Here is a 20215-nt window from a genome sequence, read left to right on the forward strand (position 1 = left end):
CGAGGTTAAGCCAGTCAAAAAATGTGATGTAAGTCCGTTTCTGTAATGTTCAGGCGTTCAGTCAGAATAATCGTCGCCCGACTTAGCTTTTGTCAGGATCTTCATAACGCCTTTTGGCGTCGAGCGCTTCCTGCTCGGTGGGATGTTCGCTGATCAAGGAATCCGGTTTCGGATGATCGGCGCGTAGTTGATACCAGGTAACGGTCTGGTTTCCCGTGCCTTTTTCAATCGCAACAATGCGGGCTTCACGCGGATAAGGCGGTTTTGTCGGCATAGCTCTTCCTCATTTTCCGGTCGAGCTATAAGTATAGACAAACGTTTCGCTAACTGGCGCGCGCCAGCTGTAATGCCGCCTCAATATCAGACACCACCTGGTCGGGCGACTGCGCCGCATTCACCATGTGGTGCGCCGCTTCGCGATAGAGTGCATCGCGCAGCGCCAGCACTTCGCTAACCTCTTCGCTAATCGGCTTGCCGGTCAGCGTCGGTCGCTGTCCCTCTTCCGGAAAGGCTTCCAGCCTGTCCGCCAGCACCGCGACAGGCGCGCAAAGGTAAACGACGATGCCTTTTTCGCGCATAAAGTGCCGATTATATTCACTTAAAATAATACCGCCGCCAGTGGCAATCACCCGCGCGGGCGCGGTGACGGCTTTCAGCGCGTCGGTTTCCCGGGCGCGGAACGCCTCCCACCCGTCACGGGCAACAATATCCGCGATGGTCTGTTGAGACGTTTCCTGTAACCAGAAATCGGTATCGATAAATTGACATCCCTGCGCCAGCGCCAGCGCCTGGCCCACAGTGGTTTTACCGCAACCGCGTGCGCCGACTAAAAAAATGGGTAGCGTCATGAGCAGGTGTTCCCTCCAGGTCCCACGCGAGGAGGGACGGAAAATAAGACAGCGATGATATCATCAAGCTAGTACAATACTAATCGTAAAAATAACGTTACACATTAAGGTCACTCAGGGCGCGGACTACAAATAAAACCTGATTTGACCCAGGTTCGACCTGTAAAGATTCCGTGGCGACAGTGTAGCGGCAACCTTACTGAATCTACTTAAGCCTGGCAAGCCCGCGAAACGGCAAACAGTAGCATATCCTGCCTGCCGGTGCCGAATTTACTCCGGCTGACGGCGTTTAACCTCCAGCAGCCATTTATCAAGCTGGGCGGCAAACTGCTGCCGATCCCGCTGCGACAGGCTATCCGGGCCACCGGTCTGAATCCCGCTGGCGCGCAGCGTATCCATAAAGTCGCGCATCGTCAGTTTTTCGCGGATTGTCGCTTCAGTATAGCGTTCGCCACGCGGGTTCAACGCTGCCGCACCTTTGGCCAGCACTTCCGCCGCCAGCGGAATATCAGCGGTAATCACCAGATCACCAGCCTCGCACAGCCGCACAATTTCGTTATCGGCCACGTCAAACCCCGCCGGAACGCGCAGCGAGCGGATGATACGCGACGGCGGCACGCGGATATTCTGGTTCGCCACCAGCGTCAGCGGCGTCTGCGTGCGCTCGGCGGCGCGGAATAAAATTTCTTTAATCACATTCGGACAAGCGTCCGCATCAACCCAAATCGCCATTCTCGCTCCTCAGTTGGTGGCGCATTGTCGCTTTAATTTTCCCCAGGGGAAAGCAGAGATCTTTTAGCTTTAGCCCTGATTGCCATTCCACGTTAAGCTATACGCCACACACAATGACAAGCAAAAGAGACAAACGTGATGGAGAAGAAAATCGGTTTTATCGGCTGCGGCAATATGGGCAAGGCGATTCTCGGCGGGCTGATTGCCAGTGGGCAGGTGCTGCCAGGACAGATTTGGGTCTATACCCCGTCGCCAGATAAAGTGGCCGCTCTGCACGATCAGTTTGGTATTAACGCCGCGCAAAGTGCACAGGAAGTGGCGCAGATTGCCGATATCGTCTTCGGCGCGGTGAAACCGAACATCATGGTGAAAGTGTTGGGCGAAATCGCCTCCAGCCTGAATAAAGAGACGCTGGTGGTGTCGATTGCCGCAGGCGTGACGCTCGATCAGCTGGCGCGCGCGCTTGGTCACGATCGCAAAATTGTACGTGCGATGCCCAATACCCCGTCGCTGGTTAATGCGGGCATGACCTCTATTACCCCTAACGCGCTGGTCACGCCGGAAGATACGGCAGACGTGCTGAATATTTTCCGCTGCTTTGGCGAAGCGGAAGTGATTGCCGAAGCGATGATCCATCCGGTTGTCGGCGTGAGCGGTTCTGCGCCCGCCTATGTCTTTATGTTTATCGAAGCAATGGCCGATGCCGCCGTGCTGGGCGGTATGCCGCGTGCGCAGGCCTATAAATTTGCCGCGCAGGCGGTGATGGGTTCCGCGAAGATGGTGCTGGAAACCGGAAAGCACCCCGGCGAGTTAAAAGATATGGTCTGCTCGCCTGGCGGTACCACCATTGAAGCGGTCAAAGTGCTGGAAGAGCGCGGTTTCCGCGCTGCGGTGATTGAGGCGATGGAAGCCTGCATGAACAAGTCAGAAAAACTGAGCAAATAACCGCTGCCCTCTCCCTGGCAGGAGAGGGCGCAGTCTTGTCAGGCCAGCAGTTCGCTGGCCGTTTTCATGCTGAGGGGCTTTTGCATCTTCAACAGCAATCCCGCAGTGGCGCTGTTCTCACCGCAGCTCAGCACCGCTTTCAGCATGCCCTCTTCGCCGTACAACACGGCAAAACGTTTGTCGTCAAACGAGCCGAGCATTTTCATGCTATCCCACTCGCGGGTGTAACCCAGGTATTCGAAGCGGTTACCGTATTGCATGGTCCAGAAAAACGGTACCCGATCAAACGGACGGTGTTCACCAAGCATATTGAGGGCGGCCACCCTTCCCTGCTGTTGCGCCACGCGCCAGTGCTCAATACGTCGACGCCCTTCCGGCGCCGGGTAGCTGGCAATATCGCCGACGGCCCAGACATCCGGCGCTGCGCTGAGGGTTTCATCCACGGTCAGGCTGCCGTCCTGTTCATGATGCAGATCGTGCGCCAGCCCGGTAGCAGGCTGTACGCCCGTGGCGAAAACCACCACATGCGCGGGCAACGTGCGGCCATTTTTCAGCGTCACGCCTTGTACGTGGCCGTTGCCTTCCAGCGCCACCGGCTCGCCGGTGACAAATTTCACGCCGTTTTGTTGATGCAGATTTAAAAAGCGCTGGCCGATCTCTTCGCCAAATTGCGGCACAAACGGCAGAGCATGACGCGACACTACCGTGACATCGATATCCTGATTGCGCAGCGCGGCTGCCAGCTCCATCGCAATAAAGCTGTTGCCGATCACCACCAGTTGCTGCTCCTGTTCGACTTCATTGAGCAGTATCTGCGCCTGGTGGATATCGCGCAGCACATGAACGCCCGCCAGATGGTTGCCAGGGATCTCCGGCCATACTGGCTGCCCGCCGGTGGCCAGCAGCAATTTGTCGAAAGCAACGTGACGGCCATTCGCCAGCGTCAGTTGATGCCCTTCGCAATCAAGGTCGGTCACCTCTTCGCGCAGGCTTTCCACGCCGGGCTGGTTGTAAAAGGCATCGTCGAGAATATGCGGGACTTCGCTGATCTTCATCTTCCCGGCGGGGACAAATTTACTGAGCGCCGTGCGGTCATAAGGCGCGCTGTCCTCTTTATCAATCAGGATCAGATGACCATTAAAGCCGGCATCACGCAGGGTGATTGCCGCCGCGCTGCCTGCCGCGCCGGTACCAAGGATCACCGCCGTTTGCGGACGATCACCACGGATCAGCGTATGGCTGGCAGGCGAGAGCGCGCGCGGGCTGACCAGTACGCGGTTCCCTTCAAGGGTGACCGGATATTGTTTGAGGCTTTTCAGCGCCAGCGGCTCGCGCCACTCGCCATTGGTGATATCAAAATTGGCTTTATGCCAGGGGCAAACCAGTTTGCCATCGCACACCGCGCCCTGCTCCAGCGGCGCGCCAGCATGCGGACATTTACTTTGAAAGGCGCGTACCTGTGCAAGTGTACGGATAAGGATCATTGACGTCCCGGCGACATCAACTTTCACCGGCTGGTTTTCCGGCAGGGAATTCAAATCAGTAACGTATTGATAATTCATATTTTTTCTCCCGGATCAGTGTTGCAAAAACGGGCGTAACGCCGGACAGCGCACAACCACCAAGAGAGACCAAAGCGAAACATTGCTCACTGTTTAAGCCTGGCAGAGATTGAGGAACGGGCAATAAGAACGCGGGAGGAAGGGTAAAAGGGTGAGCGAAGTGGAACGCCCACCCGGCTAAATTACTGCGTTTTTTTCAGGCAGCCGCTCATGAATTTGCTGCGATCTTCGCCTTTCAGCGATTGCTGCGTCGCCTGCGCATTACATTCGCGCATCCGCTGCTGTTGCGGCGTCAGGCTTTTTTGCCCCGGCTCCGTTTTGGTGTTTTTCAGGCAGTTGCTCATAAACGTCTTACGGGCATCACCTGTCAGGGTTTGGGTCTTGGCTTGTTGATTACAAAGCGTCATACGTTGTTGTTGCGGGGTCAGTGTTTTTTCCGCCGCGCTGAGCGCGCCGACAAACAACAGACCAAAGATGAGGGTAACCAGAACTGTTATTTTCATCGCTCCATCCTTCTGTCAAAGTGACCCTTTAAGGATGGTCTTAATTACTGAAAAAACCACCCGGCAGCAAAGATTTACCGCCGGGCAGCCGTTACTTCAGGTTCAGTGCCGATTTCATGGTGTAGAACAGATCGGTCTGATCGGTTAACCCCACGACATTACCAGCATGCGGGCCATAAGCCGCAATGCGGACTTGCGTACCGGTGTGCTCCATCGACTCCTCTTCCGAGTTGCCGTAGGTTATCGCCATCACTGCGCCATCTTTGGTATTCAGCGCCTGGCTCAGCCCCGGCGCTTTGGTATCCGCCGGAATAATCTGGCTGGCGTGCGCATGATCGGCAGTCACAATCACCAGCGTATTGCCGTCTTTTTTCGCAAATTCCAGCGCCTTCTGTACCGCTTCATCCAGATCGACAGTTTCACCAATCTGACCGCACGGATTCGCCGCGTGATCCTGTTTATCGATAGACGCGCCTTCCACCTGCAGGAAGAAGCCCTTCTCGTTTTTGCTCAGCAGATCAATGGCCTTTTCGGTCATTGCCGCCAGCGTCGGTACGCTGTCGGTACGTTTGGCATTCGGCGTACAGGTCACGGCGGGTTTGTCGAGATTGCCGTGCAGCGACGCTTTCGGCCCTTCCCAGCGAACCGGCATATTGCCATCGGCGAAGAGGCCGAGCAGCGGTTTATCCTGGTTCGCTTCGCTAATGGCCGCCAGCGCAGAGGCATCGCTCACCATCTGGTAACCACGGGCCTGAGCCTGCTCGCGCAGCGTTTTCCCTTGCCATTTGCCCGCCGTCGCGGTTTCGCTGAAGGTTTTCGCGCCGCCGCCCAGCGTCACATCCGCGCGGGTATTCAGAAATTGCTCGGTGATCGAGCCTTTACCGCCCTTTTCCAGCGCGTTGAGGGCGCATTTTTCGCTGGTCACCGTCGGGCCGTAGCAGCGACGGGAGATCACATGCGAAACCAGCGCCGCCGGGGTGGCATCCTGCAATTCAGCGGTAGAGACGTTGCCGGTCGCCAGCCCCGCCGCTTTCGCCATCTCGAGGATGGTCATATGATCTTTTTCATGAATATCGACGCCGAGCGCGCCGTTGTAGGTTTTGACGCCGGTGCTCCAGGCAGTGGCCGAGGCGGCTGAATCCGTCACGTAGTCCGGTTTACCGGTTTTTTTGTCCAGCGCGTAGTGCGTGTACTGGCCGGTTAACGGTAATGCGTCGATCCCTTTGAAATACCCACCAGCGCCTTCGGCATAATTTCGTGCGGCGGTTATTTCTGAATCGCCCATGCCATCACCAATTAACAAAATAATATTTTTGGCGGGCTTATCGATGAGCGAATCAAGTAGTGCAGCGGTTTGATCGGCAGTCAGACGACGCGCGCCGCCAGGCGTGGAAATATCGCCCTGAGCAGCACGATGTTCGAGAACGGAGGTATCCGTTGTTTCTGCATAAATAACAGAGGTAAAAAACACGGGTAATAATGCGAGGTATAATGCGCTCTGTTTCACTTTAATATTCTCCATGTACAAATACTTAAAGAAAATAAAACAGAGCGACTATAGGCAGCGCGTATGACAGCCAGATGACAGCGGCGGAGGGCCAGAAATTTAGCTACGCGGATGCCTTAAAAGCTTCTTTAGGTACTGTTGCAGCAACTCCGTGTCCTGATCGGTAACGTGCGTTCCCGGTCTGACTTCGTCCAGCGCGCCTTCAATACTTTGAATCAGCGCCTGTTGCTCAGAGGCGGCCATTTGACGCAGCAGCGCAGTCACCACAATCTCCAGTGCTTCTACCTGGGCGACCAGCTCTTTCGACTCCTCTTCTTTTTCTGCAAGCTTAACCAACAACTCAGCAATGAGATTTTTCATAGCGCGATTTCCTTATGTGAGGTGGAAAGACGTTAGCACTCCATTCTGATGTTGCAAAGAAAATACATCTCTTATTTTTGTGCATTTTTTCACACTCCTTAAACACACAAAAATAAAAGGGATAACGAAACGTTTCTCTGGATATTTAAGCCAAACCAATTAATTTGTTAGTGGAGCTAAAAAAGAAAACGAAACGGCTGAAGCGTTATTTTATATAAGTAATAATTATAGTAAGGCCGAAAAACAATTTTCGGCCCGTTTGCAGAATTAGCGTTTCACCCGGCGAAATGCCAGCGCCAGTTGCCAGAAATTAATCAGTACCACCACGGCGGTAGCGATAAATACCCAACGGAAACCCGCCATTGCCGATACCGATGCGCCCATTAACGGCCCGGCGACATTTCCCAGATACATAAACGACTGGTTATAACCAAAGATACGTCCGGTCACCTGATCGCTGGAGTATTTTAGCAACAGCGTCTGCACCGCCGGCAGCATGGCGCCATCGGCAAAGCCGAGCATAAAGCGCAGAATACCAAGCTGTAGCGGCGAGGTGACAAACGACATAGCGAAGAACAGCACCACCGCGCAAGCCAGCGTGCCCATCAAAATACGTGAAGTGCCTATCCGGTCGCCCAGTTTGCCAAGGCGCGGTGCAGAAAGCAGCGCTGAAACACCGGGTACAGCAGCGATCAATCCGCTGAGAAAAGCAATATTGGTGGTATGCGGCGACAGCGACTGAATAAACAGGGCGAGGATCGGGCCGATAGAACCGTTACACAACTGAATCACCATAGTGGTGATAAACAGACTGATAACCAGCGCCGGATAAGGCAAGGTGGAGAACACCGCTTTACCGCTCAGCCGCTCACCCTTTTTCACCGTCGGGCGCACACCCTCTTTAATCAGAAACAGCGTGACCAGAAAGCTCACAATTAACAACAGCGCGGTGATGATAAACACGATGCGCAACCCTAAATGGTCAGCCAGAAAACCGCCCATCAGCGGCCCGCCAATCACGCCGCTGATCTGTGCGGTTGAGAGCGTACTCAACGCCCAGCCGCTGCGCTCGCGCGGGACTTGCGATGCCACCAGCGCCATCGCATTCGGAATATAACCGGAAGTCAGCCCCATGATGCCGCGCAGGATCAGCAACTGCCAGACGTTAGTAGCAAATGCCTGCAACAGAATGGCGATCGCCATGCCCAATGAGGCGCGCAACAACATCAGCTTGCGCCCTTTGCGATCCGCAAGGCTCCCCCACATCGGCGACACAATAGCAGAGACGAGAAAGGTCACGCTGAACGTCAGCCCCGACCACATCGACAGCGCTTCGTGCGAGGTCACGCCCAACTGCGCAACGTATAACGGCAAAAATGGCAAAATTTGACTGATGGCGAGGCCGGTGAAAAAACAGCCGAACCACACCGAGATAAGATTGACCTTCCAGGATTCCATAAGTACGGGTATTTGTTGAAGTTTTGACAAACAGCGCACAGGTTAACAAGAATGCGCCACGGATGAGTCACCAGAGATGCGGTTACGGCGAATTCGGTGTTTTATCTGTCCCTCATCGCTCACCGCCACAGCGTGCGCATAAAAACCCTGCTCTTACAGTGGATTATGCTTAGCGACAGAGCCCGAAACCGCGCATCCCAAGATGAAAATGGTTGGCATGAGCGGCATTGTATTCGGGTCCCAGACTATTGCCATAATAGCCGCAACTGGCGCTCAGCACCGCCCGTAACCACGGCGCTGTTTCAGGCTGCCGCCAGCCATTGAGCACCGTCACCCGCTGGCCATCCGCCAGGCGAAAGGCACTCAGATCCAGCGCTTCAGCGCTGGCATGCTCGCTACGCCGCGCATCAGCACGATTATAGATGTTGCGGCACGCGTAGCTGCCCAGATGGTCGATCTGGCGCAGCGGCTGGCCGGTAAAATGTTCAGTCAGTGGCCGCGCCTGCTGTTCGATAAACAACGCGGAACTGAGTGCCAGCGGGCAGCTAGCCAGAAAACTGCTGCTCAGTTTCACCACGCCGAAATCACGCACCCGTACCACATCGGTTAACGGGCAGTCGCCGCCGCTGTTCGCTACCGCAACAGAGGTCACAAGCCGCTGCTGATTGGCCTGCGCCAGCAGCGCGGCACAGGCAGACGGCGACAGGCGGCGTAACTTAAACTGAGTGATGCGTCCCGGCGGATCGCTCAACTGTAGCGGTGCGAAGGGATTGTAATAAGACGGTAAATAGCGATAACCCACCAGCATCAGCGCCAGCAGAGTACATACAACGATCAGGCTCTTTACGCGCACGTCTCCCCCTCAGTTTTCCTCAAAACATTATGGCAGAAGGCCGCGAATCGTGCGTTTCGTCGTGCTATGGTATGTGTTTTGTGAATAAGTGTGGGTGAACGTAGAAATGGCAAAACTGCGGGTAGGGGTCGTCTTCGGCGGCAAATCAGCGGAACACGAGGTGTCGTTACAGTCAGCAAAAAATATTGTCGATGCCATGGATAAGTCGCGCTTTGAGGTTGTGCTGCTGGGGATTGATAAACAGGGTCAATGGCATATCAGCGATGCGAATAATTACCTGCTTAACGCCAGCGATCCGGCGCGTATTGCGCTGAATCCGTCGCAAAACAGCGTGGCGCTGGTGCCGGGCAACACCGCGCAGCAGCTTATTCAGGCGCAAAACAGCGCGCCGCTACCGGATGTTGATGTGATTTTCCCTATCGTCCACGGTACGTTGGGCGAAGATGGCACTTTGCAGGGCATGCTGCGCCTGGCAAACCTGCCGTTTGTCGGCTCCGACGTGCTCGCTTCGGCGGCCTGCATGGATAAAGATGTCACCAAGCGTTTGCTGCGCGATGCCGGATTAGCTGTCGCACCATTTATCACCCTGACGCGAGCCAATCGTCAGCAGATCGCCTTTAGCGACGTCGAAGCGCAGCTCGGCCTGCCGCTGTTTGTCAAACCGGCTAACCAGGGCTCGTCCGTTGGCGTCAGCAAAGTGACCAGCGAAGCGCAATATCATGAAGCGGTGCGCCTGGCGTTTGAGTTCGACAAAAAAGTGATCGTTGAGAAAGGCATCAAAGGCCGCGAGATCGAATGCGCGGTGCTCGGCAATGACGATCCGCAAGCCAGCACCTGCGGCGAAATCGTGCTGCACAGCGAGTTCTACGCTTACGACACCAAATACATTGATGAAAACGGCGCGCAGGTGGTAGTGCCTGCGGATATTGCGCCGGAGATCAACGACAAGATCCGTCAGATTGCGGTACAGGCGTACCAGACGCTTGGCTGTGAAGGGATGGCGCGCGTCGATGTGTTCCTGACGCCGGACAACGAAGTCGTTATCAATGAGATCAACACGCTGCCGGGATTTACCAACATCAGCATGTATCCAAAACTGTGGCAGGCGAGCGGCATCAGCTATCCTGATCTGATCACCCGCCTGATTGAGCTGGCTATTGCGCGCCATCAGGTAAACAGCACGCTGAAAATTTCCGTCAACGGTTAAGCATCACTTTGGCTTATCCGCCGCCTCCTCCTCTTCCGGGCGGCGGCGGATAATTAACCCGGCCAGCCAAAAGCCAATCACCCAGGTCACCAGCCCGACGGCATAGGTTTGCCAGCCTTTGGCCTCAAACCCCAGCAGGCCCACGACCCCATTCAGAATAAAAATCAACCCAATCGCAAACGCGTAATAGTGCCAGTCACGGCGTATTTTCGCAGGCAGCTTCATGACAACTCCGGCAGTCAAAAAGGCATCATCGCATAGCCTGTCTTTCAGGTCTGTGTGATGTATGGAAAATCTGAAATGTTACTTGAGTAATGAAAACGTTACAAAAATGTGAGCACCAACAAAAATCACTCAACCGGAATCCTTCCCGGAGGGAAATTATCACCATTCTGATGTTGACAACAGGGCGCAACTGTCACACTTAGCCTGAATTCTGACCAGCGTCCGCTGCTGCATCACTGAAAGGTAAGCAACAAATTGAGTAAAGAGTACCGGAGGTCTTATGGCTGATTTTTCCCTGTCAAAACCCTTCACGGGCGTGAAAAAACGTGATGCCTCAAGGCCAGGCAATATGGCTTATGCCGTGTTTGTCCTGCTCTGCTTCTGGGCTGGCGCGCAGTTGTTGAACCTGCTGGTACACGCGCCGGGTGTGTTCGAAAGATTGATGCAGGTTCAGGATGCCTCCCGCCCCCACGTTGAACTGGGGTTTGGCGTCGGCACGCTGTTTGGCCTCGTGCCGTTCCTTGTGGGAAGCGCATTGTTGGGTGTCATCGGCCTTTTCCTGCGCTGGCGGCGACACCACTCACGTTAATTCTGCGCCATACAGGCAGCCCGACGATCGTCGACGCGCTTCGCAAACCATGCTGTTGTCAGGTTGCGCGTGATCTTCGGGCTTTCTAACTGGATCCCCGGCAAAATCTCTCTCGGCAGCGTTTTCCCGCTTTTCTGTTCCGCCAGACGATAAACTTCACGGTACAGCTTCGTCTCTTCAAACTTCTGGCTGTCGCCGCGCTCCAGTTGACGGCGAATATCGCGATCGCTCATCCCCAGTTTCGGCCCGAGCTTTCTTACCGCCTGTTCCGTCGCGCCCGTATCGCTGCTGCCGTAAAGGATCACATCGCCATCCAGCGCCAGTTTCACGCCGGTCGCTTTGCTGACTGCATTCTGGAACGCCGCATTGCGGCTGGCGTACAGCCCGGCGTTAAAGTCGGCGAAACGGTAAATCGGCGCGCTGTAACTGGCGGGATAATTCAGGAGATGGTAAGTGCCGAACCACAAACCGCCGCGACGGCTGAAAACTTCCTGGCGTACCGTGCCGTCCATCTTCCACGGATAACCCTCGGTGTGCTGCTCGGCAAACGCCACGCTGATTTGCATCGGCCCGCCGGTACGCACCGGATTGAAGGAACCAAACAGCTTCTGCCCCATCGGCACCATATTGATAAAGTCGTCAAAAATGGCGCTCAGCTCTTTTTCCGTTCTGACGTTATCCAGCCGCTCGCTGTAGCTTTTGCCGTTTGGCGAAGGGATTTTCAGGGCGGTATGCACCAGCAATGGCGGAATGTGCATCCGCTGCGCGCGCTTATCGATCTCTTTCCAGGCGATTTTGTTCAGCCCCGGCACGACCGGATCGGCCTGATAGTTTGATTCCTGCTGCGCCACCGCCAGCACCGAGCAGATATTCTCCAGCGTCGGCGCCAGCTTCTGGCTGCTAAATGTGGTGGCGATATCCTGCGCCCAGGCATTGCGATCTTTCACGCTGGCGGGCATTTTCTGCCGCACCACGCTTGCCACATCCAACGGTTTCTTGCTCTCTTTTTCTTTCTCCGCTTCCCGCTGGGAAACCGGGCCTTGCGTGCTACAGCCGGCGAGGATCAAGGCCGCCAGCAGCCAGCCAAAACGGGGGACGAAAACCATAACGTTCCTTGTGTTAACCAAAACGGTGAGGCACAGGCACAATTTCCTGGCCGTTCAGTTCATACTCAAAACTGCGCAAACGTTTGTAGATGGACATCAGCTCCACCAGCGTCGTCCAGGAGGTGATCAAGTACTGGAACGAGCTGCGGACCTGATCGAAAACGTTGGTAATCTGATGCATCAGACCCAGCGTAATCGCACCCGCGGCAATAGTCGGAAACAGCATAATCAGACCAAAAACCACATCCACTTGCATATAGAGAATACGGGCGATGTTGAAATAGGTGTAGTGAAAATAGAGGCGGAAATAGTTGCGGCGCACGGCGCTGAACAGTTCGGCAACGGTCGGCGGTTGTGCGCGCGAGGCATCATCTTCGCCGTAGACCAACTCTTTACGGTAGGCAGCTTCAACGCGCTGATTCTTAAATTGTAATCCAGGCAGGTTGATACCGATTAAGGCCAGCAACAGGGTGCCGAACAATGCCCAGCCCACGCCCGCAATCACCAGGCCGTAAGGAACATGTCCCACCAGCGGCAGCTCCTGCACATGTGGCGACAGCGCCACCAGCACCGGCAAAAACGCAATCAGCGTCATAATCGCATTGATAAAGCTGACGCCCATATCTTCCAGCGTCTGGGCAAAACGCATGGTGTCTTCCTGCACACGCTGCGCAGCCCCTTCGATATGGCGCAGATGCGCCCAGTGCGCCATATAGTATTCGTTCATCGCCGTACGCCAGCGGAACACATAGTGGCTAACGAAAAAGTTATTCAGCACCGCCACCGTCACGGCAATCAGCGCGATCCACAAGAAGACGCCAATCTCACTATAAAGCTGGCTCAAACTGACCTTGTTCGGCGCACTGAGCGCGGTTTGCACCAAATCGAAAAACGGCTGATACCAGGCATTGATGGCAACGTTCACCTCCACCAAAAACCAGGTCACAAAGACGATCAATGCCGTACCAAGTACCGACCAGTACTGCCAGCGGTGCGGCGAGGCGACAAACCAGCACAGCGCAAACAGACCGACGCAAACGGCATAATAAGCATAAAAAAGTAAAAAGCTGGGGCACCAGAAACGCGTTGCGCTGATCGGGACTTCCGCCGAAGCGCCGGTTAAGCGCATTAACCAGCCCTCACCGCCAGCCTGCCAGAATACGACAGCGATCAGCGCCCAAATAAAGGCCGACAAAAAGAACAGCGTCGGCTTAGGAAAGAAAGATTTAAACATTGGTACTCCTGCTTACTTCTTATTATTTACAAAGATGCTGTGTAGCGGATTTCTGCCCTGGGTATAGCGCAGTGATAAAAAAGCGCCGCGCAGTGCGACGCCGTGTCGTTGTATCAGACCTGAGGGTAACCCCTTAGTTCGCTTGCCATTCGTGAAGAATTGTTTCGACCGGTTTCACATACACCGGGTTGCCGGGAACGGTTAACGTGCGCCACACTTCGTTGTAGTGATCGATCAGGGTTGTGGCCTGCGCAGCCGGGCGATTAGCGGTGGTATGGGCGTCCTGCGCCATGGTGATGGAATAGCCCCGGCTGGCACCGTTTTTCAGCGTGGTATCCACGCAGTAATCAGTGGCACAACCACACATCACCCAGGCGTTGATATCGTGCTCGCGCAGCACCGCTTCAAGCTGCGTTTTATAGAACGCGTCGCAGGCGGTTTTGGTGACGTACAGAGCGTTCGCAGGTTGATGCAGTTCCGGCAGTAGCGCAAAACCTTCGCTCCCCTCTTCCAGCCCGCCCGCTTCAGCATGCTGAATAAAAATCACCGTATCGGCGGCCTGCGTTAACTGGTTAATGCGGGCGACACACTGCGCACGCTGAATACGTTCGGTGGCGAACACGCCATTTTGCATATCCACCACCATCACGACCCGTTTACCTGCCATCTGCTCTCTCCTGTCAGTGGGAAAGAAGGAGATTACCACATCCGGTGAACGCCGTGGTCTGGCGGCAAAATAACCATTTTTACCCATCGTTACGTATTAGGGGGAAAGAATCCGCTATTTGGGTCTTTGCAACACCGCACCAGGTAGTATAAATACGCTCTATCTATCCCATTTATTTATGGATCCCTGCGTTGAAACGTTGTCTGCTTTTCTCTGCGCTGCTCTGCGCGCTGGGCCTGACTTCCGCTCAGGCGGCTGTTCAGTCTCCTGACCCGGTATTTGCATCTGATATTGTTGATCGTTACGCCAACCATATTTACTACGGTAGCGGCGCAACCGGCATGGCGATGGTGGTGATTGACGGCAACCAGCGCGTGTTCAAAAGCTACGGCGAAACCCGCCCCGGCAGCAACGTTCGCCCGCAGCTCGATTCGGTGATTCGTATTGCTTCCCTCTCCAAGCTGATGACCAGTGAAATGCTGGTGAAAATGCTCGATCAGGGCAAAGTCCGTCTCGACGATCCGTTAAGTAAATATGCACCTCCCGGCACGCGCGTACCGACCTACCAGGGCACGCCAATTACGCTGGTGAACCTGGCGACCCATACCAGCGCCCTGCCGCGCGAACAGCCCGGCGGCGCAGCGCGACGTCCCGTTTTCGTCTGGCCAACGTACGAACAGCGCTGGAGCTGGCTCTCAACCGCCACGCTGAAAGCCGCACCGGGTACGCAGGCGGCTTACTCAAACCTGGCCTTTGATCTGCTGGCGGATGCATTGTCGAAGGCGGCAGGCAAGCCTTACCCGCAGCTTTTCGAAGAGCAGATCACCCGCCCACTGGGGATGAAAGACACCACCTTTACCCCATCGCCGGATCAGTGCAAGCGCCTGATGATCGCCGAGAAAGGCGCCAGCCCGTGCAATAACACGCTGGCCGCCATCGGCAGCGGCGGCGTCTACTCCACGCCGGGAGACATGATGCGCTGGATGCAGCAGTTCCTGTCATCGGATTTCTACACCCGCAACAGCCAGGCGGATCGCATGCAAACGTTGATCTACCCACGCAACCAGTTAACGCGGGTGATCGGTATGGATGTGCCCGGCAAAGCCGATGCGCTCGGCCTCGGCTGGGTCTATATGGCGCCAAAAGAGGGGCACCCTGGGATCATTCAGAAAACCGGCGGCGGCGGCGGCTTTATCACCTACATTGCGATGGTGCCGCAGCATAATGTCGGCGTTTTTGTTGTCATCACCCGTTCACCGCTGACGCGCTTTGTCAATATGAGCGACGGCGTTAACGATCTGGTCAGTGCGTTAAGCAGCAACGTGCCGCAGGTGATCCCCGCCTCCTGATAACGCCAGAGGCAGGCGGTTTCGCCGTTTGCCTCTGCCCTTAACGGCGATTTTGGTAAAACAGAACCTCTACTTTTCGGCTACAATGCCGCCATCTGTTCCACAAACATCAGGCATACCATGACCGATTTAATTACTCGCCCGCGCCGCCTGCGCAAATCACCTGCCCTGCGCGCCATGTTTGAAGAGACAACACTGAGCAAAAACGACCTGGTGTTGCCGATCTTTGTTGAAGAAGAGTTAAACGATTACAAAGCCATTGAGGCGATGCCCGGCGTGATGCGCATTCCGGAAAAGTATCTCGCCCGCGAAATTGAGCGTATCGCCAAAGCCGGTATTCGCTCGGTGATGACCTTCGGCATCTCTCACCACACTGATGAGACCGGCAGCGACACCTGGCGCGAAGATGGCCTGGTGGCGCGCATGTCGCGCATCTGCAAAGAAACGGTGCCGGAGATGATCGTGATGTCCGATACCTGTTTCTGCGAATACACCTCCCACGGCCATTGCGGCGTGCTGTGCGATCACGGTGTCGATAACGATGCGACCCTGATTAACCTCGGCAAACAAGCCGTCGCCGCCGCTGCCGCAGGCGCGGATTTTATCGCCCCTTCCGCAGCAATGGACGGCCAGGTGCAGGCGATTCGCCATGCGCTGGATGCAGCAGGCTTTACCGATACCGCCATCATGTCCTATTCGACCAAGTTCGCCTCTTCGTTCTACGGCCCGTTCCGTGAAGCGGCAGGAACGGCGCTGAAAGGCGATCGCAAAACCTACCAGATGAACCCGATGAACCGCCGCGAAGCAATCCGTGAATCGCTGATCGACCAGGCCGAAGGCGCAGACTGCCTGATGGTGAAACCGGCTGGCGCGTACCTCGATATCCTGCGCGATATCCGTGAACGCACCGAGTTACCGCTGGGCGCCTATCAGGTAAGCGGTGAATACGCGATGATCAAATTCGCCGCACTGGCGGGCGCAATTGATGAAGACAAAGTGGTGCTGGAAAGCCTGGGCGCGATCAAACGCGCGGGCGCAGACCTGATCTTCAGCTACTTCGCCCTCGACCTCGCCGAACGCGGCATTCTCTGAGCCGCCTTTCTCTCCCCTGCGGGGGAGAGAAACATCCCTTCCGCACCGCTTTTGCTGTCATCCAGCCGTCTTGCCGTTGTCATATCTTCATTGTAATGAAATGTAAACGTCATCTTCTCCCGTTACTGTCATCGGCAAGACGGGAGGAGAAAACACCATGTTTAGTCTCGACAACGTACTTGAGGATCTCTGGCCGCAGGCCAGACCTGCGCCCTGGCAAAAAAACCTGCTGCGGCGCCTGCTTTACGAACAGGAGTTCCAGCAGTTTGCCGCAAGCCATCCCCACCTGAAAGGGCTGGATATGGTGGAGCAAGTGTTTGAACATCTACAAATCCGCTGCACCGTTCCCGCTCACGACCTCGAACAAATTCCCGAACAAGGCCCACTGGTCATTATCGCTAACCATCCGACAGGTACGCTTGACGGGATGGCGCTGATGTACGCCGTTTCGCGCGTACGCCGCGATGTAAAGGTGGTCACTAACCGCATGTTGACCCACCTTGAACCGCTCAGCTCGCTGTTTATCCCGGTGGATAACATGGGCGGCCGTACGCGGAAATCCTCGCTGCAACAGATGGAAAACCATTTGCAGGGCGGCGGCGTACTGATCTTCTTCCCGGCGGGAGAAGTCTCACGCATGACGCGTAAAGGCATCCGCGATAAAAGCTGGCATGCCGGGTTTATCAAACTGGCGGGCAAGTTTCGCGCACCGCTGCTGCCCGCCTGGATCGACGCGCGTAACAGCGCGCTGTTCTATGCCAGCGCGATGGTGTCGGATACGCTGCCCTTCCTGCTGCTTATGCAGCAGATGTTTCGCCGCCGGGACAGCAACCTGCCGATCAAAATCGGCCAGCGCATTCCCTGGGATAGCTGGCATACGCCGCAACTCGCCCCGCGCGAACTGGCCAATAAGTGTCGCCAGCATGTGTTGCGTCTGGGTAAAGGACTCCCCGGCCCCTTTAAAACCGAGTGCGCCATTGCGCGCCCGGAAGAGCGCGTCACGCTGCGCCGCGAACTTAATAATGCCGAGTGCCTCGGCCGCACCGCGGACGGAAAAATCATTTATCTCTGGCAGCGCAACGGGCAGGAAGACGCGCCGCTACTGCGCGAACTGGGACGGCTGCGCGAAGTCGCCTTCCGTGCGGTGGGTGAAGGCAGCGGTAAACGTCGTGATACGGATAAATATGACGACGATTACCTGCACCTGATCCTGTGGGACGAGGCCGATCTGGAAATTGTCGGTGCATACCGCTTTATGCCGACGTCACTGCAGGTTGAAGCGCGCGGGGTGGAAGGCTTATACAGTTACAGCCTGTTCCATTACGACGATCGAATGTCCGATGTGCTGCGTCACGGCATCGAACTGGGGCGCAGCTTTATTCAGCCGCGCTACTGGGGACGCCGCGGCCTGGATTATCTGTGGTCGGGCATTGGCGCTTACCTGGCGCGTTACCCGCAATACCGTTATCTGTTTGGCCCGGTCTCTATCTCCGGCGGCCTGCCGCCAGCGGCGCGGGATCTGCTGGTAGCGTTCTACCGCCTGTGGTTCCCGGCGACCTGGCCTCTGGCCTCATCGCGTCGGCCGTGGCCCGCCACGATGCCGGACGTGCTCGCCCAGTTTAGCGGTGAAGATTACACCGAAGATTTGACCCGGCTGAAATCGCTGCTCGGCAACCTTGGTTGCGGCATTCCACCGCTCTACAAGCAGTACTCAGAACTGTGTGAACCGGGCGGCGTGCAGTTTATCGACTTCGGTTGCGATCCCGACTTCAATAACTGTGTCGATGGTCTGGTGCTGGTGGATTTAACGCGGCTGAAAGCAAACCGCTACGAGCGTTATATCGCCGCGCATCTGCCGGAGCAAAAAGCGGGCTAAATGTGACTAAAAAGCGTAACGCGCCGCAGGCCTGAGCGCTGGCTTTCGTGCCGGAGAAGGCGAAATCCTTTTCCGGCACGCATACATTCAACCCTGCACCAGCCGCAGCTGCGCCCGCCTGCTGTTCAGACGAGGATTATGCGTCAGGATGACATATAAAATCGGTCGCCAGGCCATATATATCCTCCTTTGTTAAATATTCCTGGATTTGCCTGAAACTGTTTTTTTTTCCAAATTAATGGCTGCAAAAAATCAGGTCAATCTATTATCCAGAAGAATATTTAACATCAGACATTCACCTGATTAATATGTGTAACCGCTCACAAAAAAGAGCCAAATAACGCCATAAAATCAATGTGTTAACTTATTTTGAAAATAAACAAATAAACGTAGCGCCCTTGTATTAATTAAAGCATCGAACGCGCAAAGCGACGTAAGAATTATCGGATTTAAATTTCCAGTTATTCCCTATTATATTTCCAAAAACCGCGTTAGCAGCTGTTTCTGTCCGCACTGAGACACTCAATTTCACCTTAGAAAGTTTCTTCCTCCGCTTTCACCATTGCAGGGCAATCTGCACCCGTTTTCGGTCGTCGGCGGTGCACTTTTATTGTGCATTTAGCGCTGTGTTGCCTGTAACCCCATGAGCCAGAAGGTTTCTTTTTTCTGGCACTGACTTTGCAACTCTGCCTGCAACTGTATTAATGGCGAGGCAGTAAAAAGAATGAACACACAAACAACACTAAAAAGAACACTCGGCAGCTTCCGCCTGTGGGGCATTGCCGTCGGACTGGTTATTTCAGGGGAATACTTCGGCTGGAGTTACGGCTGGTCGCAGGCCGGAACGCTCGGCTTTCTGATTGTCGCGCTGGCGATTGCCGCCATGTACTGCGCCTTTATTTTTAGCTTTACCGAGCTGACCACCGCGATCCCGCATGCCGGTGGGCCTTTCGCTTACGCCTACCGCGCCTTTGGGCCTACCGGCGGGTTTATCGCCGGGTTTGCCACGCTCATTGAGTTCGTCTTTGCACCACCGGCGATCGCCATGGCGATTGGCGCCTACCTTAATGTGCAGTTCCCGTCACTCGATCCGAAATGGGTGGCCTGCGGCGCGTACGTCATCTTTATGGTGCTTAACATTCTGGGCGTCGGTATTGCCGCCACCTTTGAGCTGATTGTCACCCTGCTGGCGATTTTCGAACTGCTGGTGTTTATGGGCGTGGTTGCACCGGGTTTCTCGTGGAGCAACTTCACCGCCAACGGCTGGGCAGGCGCGGAAAGCTTCAGCGGCCTCGCGCTGCCGGGCATGTTTGCGGCTATCCCGTTTGCTATCTGGTTCTTCCTGGCAATTGAAGGCGCATCAATGGCGGCAGAAGAAGCCAAAGATCCGAAACGCACCATTCCGCGTGCGCTCGGCGGCGGCATTCTGACGCTGACGGTGCTGGCGGTTGGCGTGATGGTTCTTGCGGGCGGTGTTGGCGACTGGCGCACGCTGTCGAACATCAACGATCCGCTGCCGCAGGCGATGAAAGTGGTGGTCGGCAGCAGCAGCGGCTGGCTGCATATGCTGGTCTGGCTCGGCCTGTTTGGCCTGGTCGCCTCGTTCCACGGCATTATTATGGGCTACTCCCGCCAGATCTACTCGCTGGCGCGCGCGGGTTATCTGCCTGCCAGCCTGGCTAACCTGAACCGTAAAACCCGTACACCGATTCTGGCGATCCTCGCCGGTGGCGTGGTGGGGATTGCGGCGATCTTCTCCGATTCGCTGATCACCATCAGCGGCATGCCGCTCACCGCCTGCATTGTGACGATGTCGGTCTTTGGCGCTATTGTTATGTATATCATCTCCATGGCCGCGCTGTTCAAGCTGCGCCGTAGCGAGCCGGAACTTGAGCGTCCGTTTAAAGCGCCGTTGTTCCCGTACGCGCCGGCTTTTGCGCTCGGCATGGCGGTTCTCTGCCTGGTGGCGATGGTCTGGTACAACACCCTGCTGGCGCTGATTTTCGCCGTGATGATGCTGGGCGGTTATATGTGGTTTCGTAAAACCGCATCGGCGCGTGAACGTGCCGCGCTGGACCCGCAACTGCGCGCTATCTCCTGAG

At 55.6% G+C, this 20215-nt stretch carries 20 protein-coding genes; 7 read left to right on the plus strand and 13 right to left on the minus strand.

Annotated features, from left to right (window positions below; genetic code table 11):
- Positions 1-82 precede the first annotated feature (82 nt).
- The 3 genes from yaiA to Y71_RS21185 all read right to left on the minus strand — a co-directional run bounded on the left by yaiA (position 83) and on the right by Y71_RS21185 (position 1580).
- On the minus strand, positions 83-274 hold the full coding sequence (gene yaiA / locus Y71_RS21175) for a protein YaiA (RefSeq protein ID WP_007373465.1): 192 nt from the start codon (positions 272-274) through the stop codon (positions 83-85).
- A gap of 49 nt (positions 275-323) precedes the next feature.
- Entirely contained in the window at positions 324-848 is a 525-nt protein-coding gene (gene aroL, locus Y71_RS21180) for a shikimate kinase AroL (protein ID WP_007373464.1), read from the minus strand.
- Positions 849-1118: 270 nt separating this feature from the next.
- Positions 1119-1580 carry a YaiI/YqxD family protein gene (locus Y71_RS21185; RefSeq protein ID WP_007373463.1) on the minus strand — a complete coding sequence of 154 codons (462 nt, stop codon included), beginning with the start codon at positions 1578-1580 and terminating at the stop codon, positions 1119-1121.
- Positions 1581-1718: 138 nt separating this feature from the next.
- Between Y71_RS21185 and proC the strand changes: the two genes are divergently transcribed.
- Positions 1719-2525, plus strand: coding sequence for a pyrroline-5-carboxylate reductase (gene proC, locus Y71_RS21190; RefSeq protein WP_007373462.1), 807 nt, complete (start codon positions 1719-1721; stop codon positions 2523-2525).
- Positions 2526-2563: 38 nt separating this feature from the next.
- Here the strand turns inward: proC and Y71_RS21195 are convergent, their stop codons facing one another.
- The 6 genes from Y71_RS21195 to Y71_RS21220 form a co-directional block, all read right to left on the minus strand.
- Positions 2564-4087: an FAD-dependent oxidoreductase gene (locus Y71_RS21195; RefSeq protein WP_007373461.1), complete on the minus strand. Its 1524-nt coding sequence runs from the start codon at positions 4085-4087 to the stop codon at positions 2564-2566.
- A gap of 182 nt (positions 4088-4269) precedes the next feature.
- Positions 4270-4590 carry a phosphate starvation-inducible protein PsiF gene (gene psiF / locus Y71_RS21200; RefSeq protein ID WP_007373460.1) on the minus strand — a complete coding sequence of 107 codons (321 nt, stop codon included), beginning with the start codon at positions 4588-4590 and terminating at the stop codon, positions 4270-4272.
- A gap of 91 nt (positions 4591-4681) precedes the next feature.
- Positions 4682-6097, minus strand: coding sequence for an alkaline phosphatase (gene phoA / locus Y71_RS21205; protein WP_007373459.1), 1416 nt, complete (start codon positions 6095-6097; stop codon positions 4682-4684).
- A 99-nt stretch (positions 6098-6196) separates the two neighbouring features.
- A complete protein-coding gene (gene iraP / locus Y71_RS21210) occupies positions 6197-6457 on the minus strand; it encodes an anti-adapter protein IraP (protein WP_007373458.1) in 261 nt (86 codons plus the stop codon).
- A 267-nt stretch (positions 6458-6724) separates the two neighbouring features.
- Positions 6725-7915 carry a multidrug efflux MFS transporter gene (locus Y71_RS21215; protein ID WP_007373457.1) on the minus strand — a complete coding sequence of 397 codons (1191 nt, stop codon included), beginning with the start codon at positions 7913-7915 and terminating at the stop codon, positions 6725-6727.
- A gap of 169 nt (positions 7916-8084) precedes the next feature.
- Positions 8085-8723: an extensin-like domain-containing protein gene (locus Y71_RS21220; protein ID WP_050998963.1), complete on the minus strand. Its 639-nt coding sequence runs from the start codon at positions 8721-8723 to the stop codon at positions 8085-8087.
- A 151-nt stretch (positions 8724-8874) separates the two neighbouring features.
- Here Y71_RS21220 and ddlA point away from each other — a divergent pair, with 151 nt between their 5' ends.
- On the plus strand, positions 8875-9975 hold the full coding sequence (gene ddlA, locus Y71_RS21225) for a D-alanine--D-alanine ligase (RefSeq protein WP_007373455.1): 1101 nt from the start codon (positions 8875-8877) through the stop codon (positions 9973-9975).
- Positions 9976-9978: 3 nt separating this feature from the next.
- Here the strand turns inward: ddlA and Y71_RS21230 are convergent, their stop codons facing one another.
- Positions 9979-10200, minus strand: a complete 222-nt coding sequence (locus Y71_RS21230; RefSeq protein WP_007373454.1) for a DUF2754 domain-containing protein — start codon at positions 10198-10200, stop codon at positions 9979-9981.
- 280 nt (positions 10201-10480) lie between these two features.
- Here Y71_RS21230 and Y71_RS21235 point away from each other — a divergent pair, with 280 nt between their 5' ends.
- The gene (locus tag Y71_RS21235) at positions 10481-10789 is read left to right on the plus strand and encodes a DUF2755 family protein (protein ID WP_007373453.1); all 309 of its coding nucleotides are present in this window, start codon (positions 10481-10483) and stop codon (positions 10787-10789) included.
- On the opposite strand, the gene Y71_RS21240 is transcribed toward Y71_RS21235, so the two are convergent.
- The 3 genes from Y71_RS21240 to Y71_RS21250 all read right to left on the minus strand — a co-directional run bounded on the left by Y71_RS21240 (position 10786) and on the right by Y71_RS21250 (position 13796).
- The gene (locus Y71_RS21240) at positions 10786-11895 is read right to left on the minus strand and encodes a DUF1615 domain-containing protein (RefSeq protein ID WP_035887226.1); all 1110 of its coding nucleotides are present in this window, start codon (positions 11893-11895) and stop codon (positions 10786-10788) included. The genes Y71_RS21235 and Y71_RS21240 overlap by 4 nt on opposite strands.
- Positions 11896-11908: 13 nt before the next feature.
- A complete protein-coding gene (sbmA, locus tag Y71_RS21245; protein WP_007373451.1) occupies positions 11909-13129 on the minus strand; it encodes a peptide antibiotic transporter SbmA in 1221 nt (406 codons plus the stop codon).
- A gap of 133 nt (positions 13130-13262) precedes the next feature.
- Positions 13263-13796: an isochorismatase family protein gene (locus Y71_RS21250; protein ID WP_007373450.1), complete on the minus strand. Its 534-nt coding sequence runs from the start codon at positions 13794-13796 to the stop codon at positions 13263-13265.
- Positions 13797-13987: 191 nt separating this feature from the next.
- On the opposite strand from Y71_RS21250, the gene ampH reads away from it, so the two are divergent.
- The 4 genes from ampH (at position 13988) to eat (ending at position 20214) form a co-directional block, all read left to right on the plus strand.
- Entirely contained in the window at positions 13988-15145 is a 1158-nt protein-coding gene (gene ampH / locus Y71_RS21255; RefSeq protein WP_007373449.1) for a D-alanyl-D-alanine-carboxypeptidase/endopeptidase AmpH, read from the plus strand.
- A 120-nt stretch (positions 15146-15265) separates the two neighbouring features.
- A complete protein-coding gene (hemB, locus tag Y71_RS21260) occupies positions 15266-16237 on the plus strand; it encodes a porphobilinogen synthase (protein ID WP_007373448.1) in 972 nt (323 codons plus the stop codon).
- A 157-nt stretch (positions 16238-16394) separates the two neighbouring features.
- On the plus strand, positions 16395-18113 hold the full coding sequence (gene olsF / locus Y71_RS21265) for a bifunctional ornithine lipid synthase OlsF (protein ID WP_007373447.1): 1719 nt from the start codon (positions 16395-16397) through the stop codon (positions 18111-18113).
- 724 nt (positions 18114-18837) lie between these two features.
- On the plus strand, positions 18838-20214 hold the full coding sequence (eat, locus tag Y71_RS21270; RefSeq protein WP_007373445.1) for an ethanolamine permease: 1377 nt from the start codon (positions 18838-18840) through the stop codon (positions 20212-20214).
- The last annotated feature ends 1 nt before the right edge of the window (position 20215 follow it).

This window comes from Kosakonia radicincitans DSM 16656, assembly GCF_000280495.2.
Classification (GTDB): Bacteria; Pseudomonadota; Gammaproteobacteria; order Enterobacterales; family Enterobacteriaceae; genus Kosakonia; species Kosakonia radicincitans.